Source organism: Pseudomonas sp. Pseusp18, from assembly GCF_059506005.1.
Window position 1 is genome coordinate 2,785,024 of record NZ_CP169240.1, and the last position, 15,911, is coordinate 2,800,934.

Genomic DNA, 15,911 nt, shown 5'->3' on the forward strand with positions numbered 1-15,911 from the left:
CCAGGCCGCATGCCGATACGGACTGTTTCTTTTATGGGCGGTTGGTGACACATCCGGGATACCTGATCGGCGTCAAATGAACTCCAACGAGACAGCACAAGCCGTCTCACAGGATCACTCAACGTCTGGAGATATCGACATGAACTGGAAGAACCTCAGCATCACTTCAATGTTTGCCGTGCTCAGCCTTGGCGCGGTAGCGGCCAACGTCCAAGACAGCACAGTTGCTCAAGATTGCGATCAAGGCAGTTGATACAAAGTTGTGCAGGAGTACAGAACCACGACTTCGCCTTCTCGCGATTCGCTCAATAGTTCAACCACCCAAGGAGTTTCCAATGAAAAAAGTAATGGCCGCTCTGGCCTGCACCGTTAGCCTGATCATCGGCGCCAACGCGTCGGCGCAAACTGAAAAGCCTACTGTCGTTCTCGTACACGGCGCCTTTGCCGATGCTTCGAGTTGGAATGGCGTGGTGAAGATCCTCGAAAAAGATGGCTACCCCGTTGTGGCCGCCGCCAATCCATTGCGCAGTGTGAAGAGTGATGGCGCTGCTGTTTCTGCGTTGCTCGATGGCATCAAGTCGCCTGTTGTGCTGGTCGGCCACTCCTACGGTGGCAACGTCATCAGCGAAGCGGCCAACGACCATGCCAATGTAAAGGCACTTGTTTACGTCGCCGCCTTCGCGCCCGAGGCGGGCGAAACGGTCGCCGGGCTAGCCGGCAAATTCCCGGGGAGTACCCTCGGCCCAGCCCTCGCAGCGCCTGTCGCACTGGCTGATGGTGGCAAGGATTTGTACATCCAGCAGGACAAGTTTCACGATCAGTTCGCCGCTGACGTCCCCGCCGCGCAGGCGGCATTGATGGCAGCGACTCAGCGCCCGGTTACCGAAGCGGCGCTGAACGAGCAGTCAGGTTCACCTGCCTGGAAGCACATTCCGTCCTGGCACATCTATGGTGACAAGGACAAGAACATTCCACCGCAGGCCATGGAATTCATGGCCAAGCGAGCCGAGGCCAAGGTGGTGAAAGTCGTTAAAGGGGCTTCCCATGTCGTGATGGTTTCAAACCCGGAACCGGTAGCCCGGCTGATTGAAAAAGCGGCTGCGGCGATGTGATTCCTGCACTTGTGAAGTGTAGGTAGGCAGAGGGTCAAGTATCGAATCAAGGCATCAAGTGAGGAACTCATTTGTGCCTTGATCGATTTTTGAACGGGTGGTCGTCAGTCAGTTAATCAGCCGGTGAGCCCCTGCGCCGAAGCGTTTCACCGGCTTGCCGTAGCGACGCCTTGCAAGGCGCCGATCTGTTTAACCGCTTAGAACCAATAATGCAGGCCGAGCATTAATGACTGGGCGCTGTAGTCAGTGCGTACATCGCCTTGGGGCAGGCCCTGAATGTCACCGAAGTGCGCATCGCGAGTCTTGAGGTATCGATAATCCAGGGACATGGACCATTGTTCGGTGAGTTCGTAACCTATACCGGCGCCAAGTTGATAGGCCGATACGGTGTCGCGATGAGTGCCGCCGAACTGGACGCCGCCGGCTTCCAGGCCACTGACCGACAGCGTGGTGTAACCCAGGCCGCCGCCGATGTAAGGGGTGAACCGACTGAAGGGTGCTGGCAGGTTCAAGACGTCATACCAGAGGTTGGCCATGACGCTGGTGGCTTCCTCTTCGCCTTTACCGTCGATGCTCCCGCCGCCTTCGTAGACCCGGTTATTGAACTGGGTCAGGGTGTTTTTGCGGTAGCTGAGTTCCACTTCAGGTCTGAGCCCGATGGGGAATCGCCAGCCCAGTGCCAGTCCGGTGGCGTAGCCGGAGTGTAACGGTTGGTTGAATTCCATCTCGACAAAGTCGAGGTTGTTCTGGTTAAGGTCCTGCGGAGCCACCCAGTTCAGACCACCCATGACACTGACGTAGGGGCCGAGCGTGTCGGCGGAACTGGACTCAGGGGCAATAAGGCCCATGCCAATGACGCCCATCATGAGATGCAGAGGTTTTTTAAATAGGTTCATGCTCGGTCCGAAGTGTGCCGTTATCGATAAGTAAGCGGGGGGTGTTAGGGAGCGAGCGTTCAACACGCTCCCTCCCGGGATATTTCATACACGGTGCAAATGCTTTCCAGGTTTTTCGAGCCCTGGGGTACTGATGGCATTCGCTCGTTGTTCAGCCAACGTGCACAGGTTGCGCAGTGCCGTGGTCATTGCCGCGGTCAGCATTTTGCGTAGCAGCCCGCGGTATAAAAAACTCAAGGGGCCAGAGATCTTCGCGCTATGGATGACCTGGGTTTCATTCGGGGAAAGCCTGCGCATCTGGTGATCGAACTCAAGGTCGATCCACAGCAGTCTTGCCGTGTTCCGATAGCTTTCATGCAGCTTCACTGCTTCTAGTTTCAGCGGCATGTTCAGGCCATTTTTGAGGACGCATTTGCCTCGCGTTCCAGGTTGAAACGGGCCATTGAGTTCACACTGGCGAACGTCGGTATCCCATAGCGGCGCTTCTGAAAAATTGCTCCAGATATTCCAGATTTCAGCACGCGGCGATTTGACTATGACTTGCACTTTGACATCGTTCACGGCGACACCTTGATTGTTGGGGGCACGGTCATGCGGGAGAGTGGGATCAATTGAGTGCCTCAGGCAGCGGGTGCGGATTGACTCAGCACTTGAGCTGTAATGCTGGCTTGACCGATTTTCTCGCCCCGGTTGAACAGGTCGATATAGATGCGATTGGTTTTGAACGGCTGTTGTGCGTCAAAACCCGCTTGCGGTGCCAATGACAGCGGACTGTTCCTGGGGATTGGCCGATCCAGGGTGAAACTCAAGGCCAGCAGGTTCATCGGGGTGTTGAGTGGAATCCGCAGATGGCTGTGGGCAATTTGCATGTAGCACTGGCGGGCAACTTCGAGGAAATACACCATCGAATAGTGCTCGGGGTCGCCCTCCTGGAAGAAGTGCTCATCCGGCAGTTTGAGCGTGTCCACGCTCAAGCCCTGAGCGATGCCGCTCATGTCACTGACGATGACGTTTTCTTCCCTGGCCTTGTGCAGCAAGGCCTTGTCACGGCAGCGAGTGGCCGTGAACTCGCCGGCGGGCGATTTCTCGAACGCCGAGCTGTAGGCCATCCCAAGGACGCAGGTGCACATCAGCTTTCCGGCTTGCATGACCTTGGCATTGAACACCTGGGAGTCTTTTTCCTGTTCCAGATGCAGATCAATCACACCCTCCTTTTGTACGTATTGCTGGAACTTGATATTCAGGGTTTTGACATACGCGACTCGTCCACTCAGTGGCGGCATGGCGAGTTCAATCAGTTGCAACACGCCCTCGAGCAATAGAATGCCGGGGATGTGATCAAGAGGGTGATCGAAGAAATAAGGGTGCGCTTCATTCACCACGAGCTGGGCACGCAGTGACTGGGGGCCGCGCTGGACGTTGGTGATTACGACGTTTTCCGGGCAACGTTGCCAGTGCGCTGGGCGCTGGACTTCAGTGCCACGGTGCAGGGCGAAAAGACTCTCCATGGCGCGAACCCGGACACGCAGCCCTGAGAGCAGAGTGTTGGTCAGCATGTCGCTGAGTTGCAGCACGTCGACGCCGTCGTTTTGTGGTTCGCGGACAAGGCTGACAGGACGGGCAGGCGGGATCACCTGCTGCAGTTCGTGGTGGGCCGAGTGAGCAAAACGCAGGGTAAAGGGATGCTTGATGGCAGGAGCGGGTTCGGCCACCGTGCTCCATTCCCGAAGCTTTTCAGTAAACAACCACATCACTGCCTTGCCGGCTTCGCGAACCTCGATCACCGTGTGAGCCGATGCACTCAACATCACCGCCAACAGGGTTTCGATGCCACTGGCTTCAGCCAGGAAACCGGTAATCTCTTGCAGAGATCCACTGGCATGAGTCGCCTCAGGTTGCAGCTCGCAGACTTCAATGTTCTGGTATTGACTCCGCTCTTTGCCCAGCAGTTGGCAAGCCTCTTCCAGCGAGTTCGCGGCATGGGCGAGAACCGCCGCGCGGATCACCAGTAAAGGTTTGTCGCTGGCGTCTGGTTGATAGGGACGCAGCGCAATCAGCCCCAGTCCTTCACCTTGCACCGTCGCTGAATGTCGGGCGCGCTCGATCTCGATTTCACCGCTGATAAAGCGCCCTGCACCGAGCAACAGTGTGGTTATGCCGTTCTTGAACCATTGCTGCGATGCCAGCAAGGTTTGCCAGAACAGACCCGGGGTTCCGACCAGTGTTTGATGGAAACCCTTGAAGTCAAAAATCTGCGTCGGGTAGCCGGACAACATGTTTGGCAACATGGTTGCCACGTCCGCTACTTCCACGCCCGGTGGCGTGCCTTGAGCCTGGGAGTAGAAGGTGTGAGCGCTGCTGTACGCATTGCTGAAGCGTTCCCCACCCATGTTGCAGCACATGACCATCGCCGTGCCGGGTGAGCCGGCCACACCCGGCAGGCGTCGCAGCAAATGATTGACGCGATCGGTGATCAACAACTTGAACGGATCGACATGGGCCAGAGGTTTGGGGCCCATGCCGAAACCGTCGATATCAATGACGCGATCCTGCGCCAGGAATTGGCCCAGTAACGGCTGACCTGGGGCAGGGGAGTAATCAACGAAACGCCCATAAGGGAAGCTGACCGATGGCGCTGCCGGCCGATCGAGCTGTTGCTTGAATGACTGCAATGAACCGTGACTGCCGATCGCTGCTTCAGCCTCGACAATCGCGAGGTCCAGCATCAACACGCCGGGGGCGCTTAGAGGGACGGCAGGGCGGTTATCGGGAATATATTCATCCACCACCAGATGCGCATTGGCGCCGCCAAAGCCAAAACTCGAGATGCCTATACGGATCGCCGACTGCCGGTCCGCGAGGGGCTGTATCTGCTTTGTGGCCAGTCGCAGGCTGGTCTCGTCGACTTTTGCGCTGGTTCGGTAGTCGGGCTGAGGTGGAATCCCTTTGTGACGCAAGATCATCAGCGCCTTGGCGAGCGAAGCGCCTCCAGCGGCGGCCAGTGGGTGGCCAATGACGGACTTGATCGAACCGATGGTGATTTTTTTGCCGTCTGTGCAATGGGGGGCGAAGAAGCTGTTCAGCGAGTCCAGCTCTGTCGCATCACCCAGCGGAGTACCGGTGCCATGGGTTTCGATGTAGTCCACGTCATTGGGATCAAGACCGATATAGGCACGCTGGTAAGCCGTGTACTGGGCCTGTTTGCCAGGCGCAAACACTGAACCTTCGGCGCCATCGGCGGACATTCCCAATGCCCGTAAAACGCCCAGGGGGCGGCGCTGCGCAATCAGGGCCTGCGATACAGGTTCGACCAAAAAGGCGACTGCACATTCGCCCGGCACAATACCGTCAGCGTCCTGACCGAATGCCTGCATTTGGGCCCGGGCGGAAAAAGCGGTCAACTGCGAGAACCCCAGAAACAGTGCCGGTGGCAGCACGGTGTTCAGAGCCATGACAATCGCGTTATCCGCCTGTCCGCTATTGACCAGGGCCTGAGCCATGTCGATTGCATAGGGGAACGAACTACAGGCGGTGTCGACCGATAACGCCGGGCCACCGAAGGCAAAAGCCGCCGCCAGTTCAGCCACTTGTTCACCCGGCGTGTAGCCCTGTGGTGCTTCGGTTTTTCCGGACATGCCTGTGACGAAATAACTCTCGTCGCTCCAGGATGTTGCGACCACCAATGCGGTGCGTTCCTTGATCAGTGTCGAGCCTTGTCCGGCAAGCTGGGCGAGGAGTGTCTGCAGTACTTTCTTACCGATGGCGACCTGCCGTCCTTCATGCCGTGAAGGGGTTGATGCGTCATCGGTCAGGCAAAAAGCACTGTCCAGGTAAACGCGATCCTTTTCACCTGTCTTCGCTGAATAGATTGACGCCTTATCCAGTTCCCAGCGGGTCAGCATCGAATTGATCGGAGCGATCTGTCCTTGCGAGAGCAAGTGCCATAGCGCATCCGTTGACGGAGCCCCGGGAAACTCGCCGGCCATTGCGCTGAAGCAAAAGTCGCCCTCTGTTGTTACCGCGCCATTCATACCCTGTCTCCTGATTGCCAAAATGCTGGGTGATCTGTCCGATCACCCGGATTCCATGCCATTTTTTTACAGCGGCTCAGTGCTTCAGCTCAGTCGTGCCAGAAGCGACAAGGCGTCCTGCGGCGTACGACGCGACATCAGTGCTTCACCGGCAAACTCGCTGGCAGAGCACTGTTGCGCCATTGATTGGCAGAGTGCTTCTCGGGCAAAACCGTTGAGTCCCAACTGTGCAAAGGGCGTCTCAATGTCGATCGACTGTGGCGCGTCCGGGATCAGGGGGGACAGGGAGTTGAAAAGCAGGTTGCTTGCCTGCCCTTGGTCGTCCGTTGTGGCAGGTGCTTGCACTTCGGTAGCGGGTGTTGATGTCGACTCGGGGGCGGCCAGGGCGGCTTTAATCAGGGCGATTGTTGCCTGCGGATACTTGGCGTTGGCCAGCTCAGTGCTGTTGGCCTTGAGTTGCGGCCACAATGCGACGACCGACTCCAGGAAGTCCAGCTGCACGAGGGAGTCCAGGCCCAGGCTTTCATAGCTTTGTTTTTGGTCGATCTGGTCAACCGTAAAACCGGTGATATTTGCCAGTTGTTCCAGTACCCATGCTTCGACATCCACGGCAGGTGCCTGCGGATCGGCTTCAAGCCGCGCCAGCAAGGCGGTAGGAGTGGGGGCATCGAAGAGCTGCGAGGTGAGCTCTTTCTTTTCCGGGAAATGCTGGGCCAGGGATTCGAAAATATCGACCATGCCGAGAGAGTCGATCCCCAGGCTTTCGAAACTTTGATCGAAGTCGATTTGTTCTTTTTTGAATCCTGTGACCGTACTTATTTCGGCGCGCAGCCATTGCCCGTAGTTGAGGGCGGGTGTTTGTTCCGCAACAGGTGTCGATTCCAGTATTACCGGGTTCGAGTGTACGGGCTCCAGCACCGCAAGGTTTTTATTGACGGGGGCTTCAATCCCATTGGCATAAACGCCCTCGAGGACTTGTTGGTGAGCATTGAAGTAATGCGCGGTGACGGATTCTGCCTGCTCCAGCAAACGCATCAATATTGATTCTTTTGCGATATTGGACTCGCACAGTGAATCAATGATTTTTTCTGAAAGAGAAAAATAGCTGTTGGCTATTTTTCCATTGGACACGATGAATTCCTGCACAACATCGTTGAGTTGGAAGCGCATGAGGTTCTCCTAACCAAAGTCGGTATATGTTTTCTACAAACAAGAAATAACAAGTCTTGGCCCAGGGTTGGGCCTTGTGTGAATCAATGAACCAAGTTGGCAGTAGCCATATAGCGACTTAAAGTTGGAGTTCCACTGCGTCGATCTCGGAAGATGTTGTTTTTCTGGCTCCCTTGAGCAGCCCGGATCTTACGTTCAGATAAGTGAAGAGCGTTATTGCATCGGCTCCCTGGAAAGCGATGTAGCCGTCAGGACGAATCAGCATCAACGTGCCCGCTTTGGCATGGTAACGCTTGTGCAGCCGCCAATCGGGGTCCAGCAACGTCGAGTGCCAGGAAGGCAGTTCGGCGCTGCTCAGGGCATCAATAACGCAATAAGCCTTGATGCCCGGGTAGTCCTTCTCCACCGACTCGGCCAGCGAGTAATAGCCCGGCAACAACGGGGAAAACTGATCGGCTGCGCTGAAAATCAACAGCGTGAACGTTCCGTGGAACAAGTCGATCAAGCGCTTTGGCGGCATACCTTGCAGTTGCCACAACTCGACATCGGGAGCCAGTTGTCCGGCGCGAGGCACCGACGTCTGGAATTCAGGTTTCTTGCCTTTTTTATCCCAATTCATGCGCTGCTTTTTCGTCAGCGATTCCTGGATGTAATCACTCTTGCCGTAGTGGTACTGATGACCGGAAATCATCGACGGCAGTTTGCGCTGAACCTTGCGCCGGTTGCTTATCAGTGGCAGAACATTGTCGCGCAGCCAAACGAGGGCGCGATGCTTGACGGTAATCAGTCCGGTCAGTCGATGTGCCGTGTTCTCGACTTCCAGGGCCACCGGGTAGCGCTCTTCGTTGTAGCTTTCCAGCAACGATGGATCAGCCAGGCCCTGATCGACATAGGCCATTTTCCACGCCAGGTTATAGGCCTCGGAAACCCCCAGGTTCATCCATTGGCCACCGATCGGGCTGCCGATATGAGCCGAGTCGCCCACCAGAAACACAGAGCCTTGCTGCAACGACTGCACGCGGCGATGTTGGAAAGAGGCGATGGTGGTCGATGAAATATTGGACAGCGTCATCTTTTGCCCGCGTCCTTCGCACAACCGCTGAAAGTTCTCCAGGCTCAAGGAGGGGCGCTCACCTTCTGGCGGCAGGTTGTAGGGCATCTCGATGAAAAGTCGATAACGGGATTGAGCGCTGATCGGCGCGACCGCGACATAACCGTCCTGTGCACCCAGGAAGAAAGCGCCTTCGTCCTTACTTCCAGACCACTCGATATCGGCATCGGCGAGCATGAAGAAGCGGTCGTAGGACGATCCTTCGAAGGTCATATCAAGACGTTTTCTGATATTGCTGCGAGCACCGTCGCACGCGACCACCCAGCGGCTGGAAAAGGATTCGGCGCTGCCGTCCGCATGATGAAGCGTCATCTGCACTGAGCCCGGCTGGTTTTCTATATCGACCAGCTCGGTATTCCATTCAACATCTGCTCCCAACTTGTTCAGTCGCTCAAGCAGAATCTTCTCTGTCTGCGGCTGTGGCAGGCTGAGGAGCAGGGGATAGGTGGCGTCCAGGTAGGAGAAGTTGTAGTTCAGCACCCGTTTGGCGTTCGATTGCACCGAAAACTGGTTGATAGTGAATCCGTCGCTGATGGCCTGATCGGCAACTCCCAGATCTCGGAAAATTTCCAAGGTTCTGGAGTGGATGGCCATCGCTTTGGTAGCGGTCGAGGGACCGGCATTCTTTTCAATAATGCGAAAAGAGACGCCCCACTTTTTCAGCATGATTGCCAGGGACAGGCCAATCGGGCCGGCGCCTACGATCATGACTGTCGGGGTATTACCGGGTTGGCTGAAGTGCTTGGGGGCCAAAGTGCTCAGAGTGTTCATCGGTTAGTACCAGTTTCTGTAGAAGGGAGAGTTGGCAATGCCGAGCAGGGCATCGTCACCGGATGAATCCCCGTAGGCATAAATGTAAAAGTCATCAAGGTTGCTCAGGCAGCCCTTGAGCCGTGTGACTTTCTCTCTCTCAACACAGTTGGTACCTGATATTCCGCCGGTCAGTTTGTTCTTCGCAGTCGCCAGGCGGGTGCCGCAGACATAGTCAAACCCTGCTGCCTGACCCCAGGGAATCAGGTAGTTTTCCGGCGAGTTGCTGACCAGCGCAGTGACATGCCCCATGGACTGATGCCATTGCAGCCGGCGCAGGGCCTCGGGCCTGAGCCAGAGCGGTAGCAGCTCGCTGATGAAATACTTGGCATGCTCGCGTTCTTGCTCAACGGACAGACCGCCCAGATAGCAGGCAATGAATGCCAGTCGGGCTTGCATCAATGGCGTGATGCCAACGATTACACTGAGCATTTTGGGCAGCAGGGGAATGATCCTGAGCCAGAACGATCGGGTTCCCACGATATAACGCATGTAGCGCCAGAACGTATGTCTGTCGGTCAATGTGCCGTCAAAGTCAAACACGGCCAGTACCGGTTGTGTGCCATTAGCTTGCATGAATCTCTTCCTTGAGAGAGATGATCTCGATGGTTTTGGGCAACTTGAAGCCCGAGAGGTAGCGCGAGAGCAGGGTAGAGACAGCGCTCTGGGTCAGGTCGCCGCCTCCTTCAACGCACAGGTGCAGTACGTTGACTTCCTTGTTGTCCGGGACGATGTAAGCTTTCGCGCGCACCACGTCCGGGTGCTTCAGGGCAATGGATTCGATTTCAGTCAGGTCGACCATTTGCGCTTTGATCTTCGAGATTCGCAGGCGTTGGCAATAGAAGAACACATGCCCGTCGTCGTCCCGCCAGACCAGATCACCCGTGTGTAGCCAACCATCACGGAAGAACCGGGCATTGGCGTCCTCTGCATCGTTATAGCCGTCAATCACCATCGAGCCGCGAATCAGCAGTTCGCCAATGCGTCCAGGTGCGACATCCCGCCCTTCGGCATCGACGACCCTTAGTTCTACGCCTCTGATCGGTTGTCCCATGGCGCCGCGATGGACCTTGCCAATCGAGCTCTGGACAATCACCGGCATGCTCTCGGTCAATCCATAGCCTTGCAGCACCGGATTGCACCCCAGCAGCCTTCCCAGCTTCTCGGCTTCGTCTGCGGGTAAATGGCTGCCACCCGAATAAATCATCAGGTGAGGGTGCAACGGCAACAGCGCGCCCTTGCGTTTGGCCAGTCGTGTATTGAAGTAGCGAATGACGTCGGGCACCAGGCAGGCAAAGGTGACCTTATGCTGGGACAAGACTTCTGCCAGATCCCTGTTGAGCAGGGTGTTAGTCATTAACAGTGTGGCGCCCACGCTCAAGGGGAAAACCATCATCACCGACAGGCCGAAGATGGCGTACAGCGGCAGCGTCACCAGATGAACGGAACCGACACCTTGAAGATGAAACTGCTCATGCAGGCCATCACTCGATTGCGTCAGGTCAAGGTAGCGGTGAGAAACGGCCAGCGGTTTACCGATGCCCCGGTAGGTGAACTGTACCGAGACAATCGGATTGCCTTCGGGCAGTAACAAGGGCTCGGTCTGTCGGGGAAGCCGAGAGTCTGCCGTTGCGTTGTCGGGCAGGGGCGGTGACGGCTCGCTTGCGGCGTTCAACACCAAGGAGTGCTTAACGCCGCAGGCAGGTTGAAATGTCTCGCTATGCTGCTCGAATAGCGTTTCGGTGGTCACTACCAGCGTCGGTCTGGCGATGCTGATGACGCTGTTCATTTCGAATGGCGTCAGTTTGTAGTTGAGAATGACCGGAACCGCACCGCGACCGATGATCGCCAAATAGTAAGCGATGAATTCCACCCCATTGGGTAGAACGAGCGCTACTTTGTCGCCAGGCAATACATTTAATGCTGAGAGTGCGCCATTGCACTCTTCAGCCTTTATACGCAACTCACGGTAAGTGACGGTATCTTCTTCCGCGTCCAGATTCCTGATAGCAATGTGCTCGGGGAACGACTCTGAAAAACCGACGAACCGATGCAGAAAACCTTCTTTAGATGAAAGGCTTTTCATTTACCAACCTCTCTCAATCCTTGAATTTATGGTCAGACAAAAAAGTACTACAGAGGCAGGCTATATATAAATTGTTTCAATTAAGCATCAATGTAGTTATTTTTCCGATACCAATCCAGGGTATCGGTCAATGTTTCCGTCACGGGGCGAAACTTGCACTGCAATTCTTTCAGGCTTTTGTTGTGGCTGAAATGGGTGCGCCCTTGCTCTTGTTCCATGAGTTTGACAGTGGAAGTACTGATGAGCACCGGCTTTTTCGTGATTCGGTAATAACCTTCATAGATCAAGGCAATTATACGCAGCATGAACAGTGGCACTTTGCGCTCCGGCGCTTTTACGCCGCTGACACTGGAGAGCGCCTGGAAAATGCTTTTCATGTCCATGTGATTACCGGCTGCCAGGTAGCGTTCTCCGGATCGGCCGCGTGTGATCGCCGCGAGTTGATGCTCTGCTACATCCCTGGCATCGACAACGGAAAAACTTCCAGGCAGTACGCCGGGCAATTTTTTTCCGACAAAGTCGAGCAGGAACTGTCCTGATGAGGTCGGGCCGATGTCCCCAGGGCCAAACATCCAGCCAGGCAATACCATGGCAACGAACATGTCCGGGTGCCGTGCCAGGAATTCCTGAACTTTCTGTTCAGACAATATTTTACTCAGGTAGTAATCGTCAGCCTCCGATTCACTGCGAGACATGGTTTCATCGATCACCTGATCTTTATCGCCCTTCAAGACGGCAATGGAGGAGGTATGGACTGCACGACGAATGCCTGCGGCATAAGCGGCCTGCAACAGGCGCTCGGTACCGGTCACGTTAGTGTCATACAGTTTCTGCCAGTGCTTTCCACCTTTGTAACTATCGCGGAAATAGGCGGCCGTATGAAACAAGGCATCACAGCCTTGCAAGGCATGGCTGAAGGCGTCGACATTGAGCATGTCGCCTTCGACAAATTCGACAGGCAGATTGCCGAACTGCTTCTTGGCTTTTTCGACGGAGCGGACCAGTGCTTTTACTTTGATGTTTCGCTTTAAAAGCGCATGAACCACATTATTGCCGAGCAGGCCTGTAGCGCCTGTAACAAAGGCATATTCCATTAAAATCCAGCTCCTGTGGGGTAACCTGCTACTGCATTGAGATTGATGTCACCGCGCTCGATGCTTTGATCAGGCGGGGGGGCGTCAACGGCGGCAAGTAAAAACCATTCGGTATCTGGAAATCAAGCGGTATTTAACAGTCGCCACAAGGTCGACGTCCTTGAACCCGACCTGAAACACGAAAATCCTGCGGTTTAGAGCGTTGTCGACAACAGACATTCACCTGAATCGAGCGGATCGAGGTCATCGCAAGACATTTTCGCCGTCCGTCGCCTGCCTTCTGGGGGGAGTCAAAAGACACCCTGGCTGACTGGATTCATCAGGGGCACGCGTCAGGCTGGATACCAAGGCGCCTGAACGTGCGGGGCCCAATACATGGCATTTACATGGCACTCCTTAAAAGTTTAAACGCAAAGTGATTAAGAGGGCTTAGTATAAGATATGATAGTTAAAACAGGTTTGCGCAGTGAGTGGCAGATCCGTTGCATCCAGTTACAAATAGATTTGTTTGGCCAAAGGAGCCGAAGGCGTGATTAAAAAGAGATTAGGTCGAGAAGAAAGTCAGCAAGTAACAAGGGATAAGTTATTCGATACCGCCACTGACCTTATGGTGAGAAAAGGTTTTCACGCCACCAGTGTCAACGCTATTTCCGAGGACGCCGGCTTTTCGAAGGGGGCCTTCTTTTCAAACTTTACAAGTAAGTCGGACTTGCTTCTGCAGTTGACTCAGAGATTCAAGAGAGTTGAGATCGATCGATTGAGTGTCACCCTGACTTCAGGGTATTCATCGGAAGAGCTGACCCATGGATTGAATGCCTATATTGACACGCTTAAAAATAATACCAGTTGCGCGATTCTTGATGCTGAGTTGCAACTGATCGCCTTGCGTGATGAAGAGTTCTCAACGCATTACTACGATCTGCATCAGGAAAATAGTGAAGCCTTGGGTAAGTTGATAACCATCATATTTAATCATGCAGGCAAGAAGCCTCCTTTGGCGAATGCCGCTCTTGCAAGGACCTTCACCGCTTTGTCGGAAGGTTTGATACTGCAAGGGCATAAAGACCCGGCCTCTGAAATAAAACTGGTGTTGAACTCGCTTATCCAGACAGCAGAGCCCTTATAGAACGCTGCCATTCTTGTGATACATACGATATTCGCATGTCCGGGGCTCAGACCTCGGGCAGGATGCGAGCTGCCATGCCCATCTTTAGCGCACACAATAAGGTCTGCGCAGTAGCGCTCAGTGATTCTGGAACACTTTCAATCCTCGCTGTACGGCGGGCCTGGCTTCGATCGCGTCGAACCAGCGTGATAAGCGTGAAAGCACTGCCCAATCCAGCCGATCACGAAATGATGCTGCAATGGTAAAAGCGGAGATGTCCGCCATGGAGAACTGATCTCCGGCCATAAAGTCGTCGGTAAGAAACCGTTCTGCGTAGACGAGTTGTTCAATGACGCGTTGATCGATAACTGTGGCCGCATCATTAAATCCTGCCTGGCGCAGGGAAAATGCAGCATGACTGGGCCCGATGACGTCCGTTACGAAAAAGAAATAACGATCAAACACCCGGTCGCGTTTTGGTCCACGATGCGCTGGTGCGAGCCGACCCGGAGCTTTTGCATCAGCGAACTGAATGATTGCGTTCGATTGGTTAATGACCAGCGGTGGTGTCGATGAATGGTCGACCAGGGTTGGGACTTTTCCTGCCGGATTAAGCGCCAGGTACGACAAGTCGCGTTGCTCATTTGCCTGCAAGTTCAGTCTTCGTGCGGTGTAGGGGATACCTGCTTCCTCCAAGGCTATTGCAGCCCTCAGACTGTTGCCGGTAGGCGCGCCATACAGCTCTATTTTCGGGTTCATCAGACACTCCCTGAAAATGAATGGATGATTATTGGATGCTAAGTGAAAAGCGGCATACGCGCCTGTCTACAAGACCAGGCGCATACGCCCATCATGATCACCCCTCGAACGCTTGCCGGTTTGCGCGCACGAAGTCACCCACCGTTTGAGGCGCTTGCCCGGTGATTTCGCTGATAACCCCGTCCTCACCGCTAAAGATCCCATTCTGGTAATCGACCGCGACTGCAAGGAAGTGCTGGATCACAAACTCCGGCAAATCGTAGGTCTCCAGATGCTGGCGATACTCTTCCAGGGTCGAAGGGCTGTAGGTGATGGTGCGGCCTACGATGCCGCTGATTTCGTCAGCAATCTCTTGATGACTCAGCTCGACAGGGCCGTACAGCGGGTAGGTTTTCCCGATATGGCCAGACGGTTGCGTGAGAACGGCGGCGATCAGTCGCGCCTGGTCTTCAGCGGCGATGGGGGCATGTCGGCCGGTGCCGTATGGCAGCGTGATCTTGTTCTCCTTCACGATCTGATCAAGCACCCACGGAAAGATCAGCCACTCGGAAAAGAACGTCGGGCGGATATGGACTGTGGGCACTCCAGACCAGTCGAGTACGCGCTCCGCGATCCAGTGGTCGCGCGCGGCGTGACTCAATGAATCTTCCCGAGCGGAAATCTGCGACATTTCCACCACGACCTCGACGCCGGCTCGCCGGGCGGCATCGGCAAAATAGGCGGTCGCCTGAATGTAGCCAGGGCGCACGGGATAGCACAGGTAGGCGCCTGTGACCCCCTCCATCGCACGAATGATGTCGTCATGTTCAAGGAGGTCGCCAACGAATATTTCGGCGCCCTCGCTCTGGAGCGCTGCGCTGCGTTCGTCCTCCTGGTGCACAAAAGCCCGAACTGCATGACCTCCGTTGAGAAGGTGGCGAATGGTGTAGACGCCCGTTTTTCCCGTAGCGCCGGTGACGAGGTATTTACGTTGCTGCATGGTGAATACTCCAAAGTAAAGGAACACACATTGCTCGCGCCGATATCACATATCAGGCGTTACCCATTCCAGAAGGTTGCGCAGTAGCGCACCGCCGTCAGCTATCGAAAGGAGCGTGATCAATCAGGTCGCACACATTCGGGCAATCGAACCCGTGCACATGACGACGTCCGACGTCAGCGAGCCCAGTGCCAATCGCGGTGTGAGGTTTCTTCCTGGCCACTTCAGCGACCGCTTGGGTAAACGCGGCTTTCATGCCAATGCGGGGGTAGAGGGCCAGCGTATCGTCGACCAGCGACGGAGTGATTTCCTCCAGCCGTAATCCCATCACGTCGACATGGGCGCCCATGTAGATCAAGGCGATCTCTGGCTGTTTGCGGTCGGCGATGCCGGCGCTGGAGTGAAGGGCGATTGCATCCCAAACCAGCTCGGCTTTCGATTCCGGGTAACCGTTTTCCAACAGGAAGCGGCTGGCAGCGTCGGCGCCGTCGACCTCAAAACGTTGGTCGGCCGCAAACTCGTACGTCAGCCCCAGGTCGTGCAGCAGTGCGGCGAGATAGACCGCCTCGCGGTCGTATTTCAGGCCTCGCTGCTGGCCTAGGAATTCGGCAAACCACCAGGTGCGATGCACATGGTGCAGGAACACTGTCGTGTGAACGCGTTCGACGAGGAAGGCGGCCTTGCGAGCGAGTTCAGAGTCTGGAGCGCTGAAGCCGCCGATGATGACTGGGGTACTCATGTTTGCTTCCGGGGATTAA

13 protein-coding genes are annotated in these 15,911 nt (G+C 55.3%); 2 read left to right on the top strand and 11 right to left on the bottom strand.

Annotation, left to right across the window (positions count from 1 at the left end; genetic code table 11):
- The first annotated feature begins 335 nt into the window (after positions 1–335).
- A complete protein-coding gene (locus ACEN9A_RS12635; RefSeq protein ID WP_019648987.1) occupies positions 336–1,112 on the top strand; it encodes an alpha/beta fold hydrolase in 777 nt (258 codons plus the stop codon).
- Positions 1,113–1,309: 197 nt separating this feature from the next.
- Here the strand turns inward: ACEN9A_RS12635 and ACEN9A_RS12640 are convergent, their stop codons facing one another.
- From ACEN9A_RS12640 to ACEN9A_RS12675, 8 genes are all read right to left on the bottom strand, one after another.
- On the bottom strand, positions 1,310–2,008 hold the full coding sequence (locus tag ACEN9A_RS12640; RefSeq protein ID WP_026345792.1) for an outer membrane protein: 699 nt from the start codon (positions 2,006–2,008) through the stop codon (positions 1,310–1,312).
- Between the two features lie 84 nt (positions 2,009–2,092).
- Complete coding sequence (locus ACEN9A_RS12645; RefSeq protein WP_019578642.1) at positions 2,093–2,569, bottom strand: SRPBCC family protein; 477 nt, start codon at positions 2,567–2,569, stop codon at positions 2,093–2,095.
- A 59-nt stretch (positions 2,570–2,628) separates the two neighbouring features.
- A complete protein-coding gene (locus ACEN9A_RS12650) occupies positions 2,629–6,039 on the bottom strand; it encodes a polyketide synthase family protein (RefSeq protein ID WP_258673840.1) in 3,411 nt (1,136 codons plus the stop codon).
- 84 nt (positions 6,040–6,123) lie between these two features.
- Positions 6,124–7,209 carry an acyl carrier protein gene (locus ACEN9A_RS12655; protein ID WP_018927946.1) on the bottom strand — a complete coding sequence of 362 codons (1,086 nt, stop codon included), beginning with the start codon at positions 7,207–7,209 and terminating at the stop codon, positions 6,124–6,126.
- Positions 7,210–7,327: 118 nt separating this feature from the next.
- Positions 7,328–9,091, bottom strand: coding sequence for an FAD-dependent monooxygenase (locus ACEN9A_RS12660; RefSeq protein WP_258673841.1), 1,764 nt, complete (start codon positions 9,089–9,091; stop codon positions 7,328–7,330).
- 3 nt (positions 9,092–9,094) lie between these two features.
- Positions 9,095–9,706, bottom strand: coding sequence for an HAD-IB family hydrolase (locus tag ACEN9A_RS12665; RefSeq protein WP_018927948.1), 612 nt, complete (start codon positions 9,704–9,706; stop codon positions 9,095–9,097).
- Positions 9,696–11,216 (bottom strand): class I adenylate-forming enzyme family protein, encoded by a 1,521-nt coding sequence (locus ACEN9A_RS12670; RefSeq protein ID WP_258673842.1) that lies wholly within the window; start codon positions 11,214–11,216, stop codon positions 9,696–9,698. The genes ACEN9A_RS12665 and ACEN9A_RS12670 overlap by 11 nt, the downstream gene beginning before the upstream one ends.
- Before the next feature lie 80 nt (positions 11,217–11,296).
- Positions 11,297–12,310: an SDR family oxidoreductase gene (locus ACEN9A_RS12675; RefSeq protein ID WP_019648982.1), complete on the bottom strand. Its 1,014-nt coding sequence runs from the start codon at positions 12,308–12,310 to the stop codon at positions 11,297–11,299.
- 529 nt (positions 12,311–12,839) lie between these two features.
- On the opposite strand from ACEN9A_RS12675, the gene ACEN9A_RS12680 reads away from it, so the two are divergent.
- Positions 12,840–13,436 (top strand): TetR/AcrR family transcriptional regulator, encoded by a 597-nt coding sequence (locus ACEN9A_RS12680; RefSeq protein ID WP_258673844.1) that lies wholly within the window; start codon positions 12,840–12,842, stop codon positions 13,434–13,436.
- 117 nt (positions 13,437–13,553) lie between these two features.
- Here the strand turns inward: ACEN9A_RS12680 and ACEN9A_RS12685 are convergent, their stop codons facing one another.
- The 3 genes from ACEN9A_RS12685 to ACEN9A_RS12695 form a co-directional block, all read right to left on the bottom strand.
- Positions 13,554–14,174, bottom strand: a complete 621-nt coding sequence (locus ACEN9A_RS12685) for a glutathione S-transferase family protein (protein WP_019648980.1) — start codon at positions 14,172–14,174, stop codon at positions 13,554–13,556.
- 97 nt (positions 14,175–14,271) lie between these two features.
- Positions 14,272–15,153: an NmrA family NAD(P)-binding protein gene (locus ACEN9A_RS12690; protein WP_258673846.1), complete on the bottom strand. Its 882-nt coding sequence runs from the start codon at positions 15,151–15,153 to the stop codon at positions 14,272–14,274.
- A 97-nt stretch (positions 15,154–15,250) separates the two neighbouring features.
- Complete coding sequence (locus ACEN9A_RS12695) at positions 15,251–15,892, bottom strand: HD domain-containing protein (RefSeq protein WP_258673847.1); 642 nt, start codon at positions 15,890–15,892, stop codon at positions 15,251–15,253.
- Between the last annotated feature and the right edge of the window lie 19 nt (positions 15,893–15,911).

What these genes read in the sequence shown, in the direction of transcription:
- ACEN9A_RS12655 (WP_018927946.1), bottom strand. Translation starts at nt 7,209, where the DNA reads ATGCGCTTCCAACTCAACGATGTTGTGCAGGAATTCATCGTGTCCAAT.
- ACEN9A_RS12650 (WP_258673840.1), bottom strand. Translation starts at nt 6,039, where the DNA reads ATGAATGGCGCGGTAACAACAGAGGGCGACTTTTGCTTCAGCGCAATG.
- ACEN9A_RS12640 (WP_026345792.1), bottom strand. Translation starts at nt 2,008, where the DNA reads ATGAACCTATTTAAAAAACCTCTGCATCTCATGATGGGCGTCATTGGC.
- ACEN9A_RS12695 (WP_258673847.1), bottom strand. Translation starts at nt 15,892, where the DNA reads ATGAGTACCCCAGTCATCATCGGCGGCTTCAGCGCTCCAGACTCTGAA.
- ACEN9A_RS12635 (WP_019648987.1), top strand. Translation starts at nt 336, where the DNA reads ATGAAAAAAGTAATGGCCGCTCTGGCCTGCACCGTTAGCCTGATCATC.
- ACEN9A_RS12670 (WP_258673842.1), bottom strand. Translation starts at nt 11,216, where the DNA reads ATGAAAAGCCTTTCATCTAAAGAAGGTTTTCTGCATCGGTTCGTCGGT.
- ACEN9A_RS12665 (WP_018927948.1), bottom strand. Translation starts at nt 9,706, where the DNA reads ATGCAAGCTAATGGCACACAACCGGTACTGGCCGTGTTTGACTTTGAC.
- ACEN9A_RS12690 (WP_258673846.1), bottom strand. Translation starts at nt 15,153, where the DNA reads ATGCAGCAACGTAAATACCTCGTCACCGGCGCTACGGGAAAAACGGGC.
- ACEN9A_RS12675 (WP_019648982.1), bottom strand. Translation starts at nt 12,310, where the DNA reads ATGGAATATGCCTTTGTTACAGGCGCTACAGGCCTGCTCGGCAATAAT.
- ACEN9A_RS12660 (WP_258673841.1), bottom strand. Translation starts at nt 9,091, where the DNA reads ATGAACACTCTGAGCACTTTGGCCCCCAAGCACTTCAGCCAACCCGGT.
- ACEN9A_RS12685 (WP_019648980.1), bottom strand. Translation starts at nt 14,174, where the DNA reads ATGAACCCGAAAATAGAGCTGTATGGCGCGCCTACCGGCAACAGTCTG.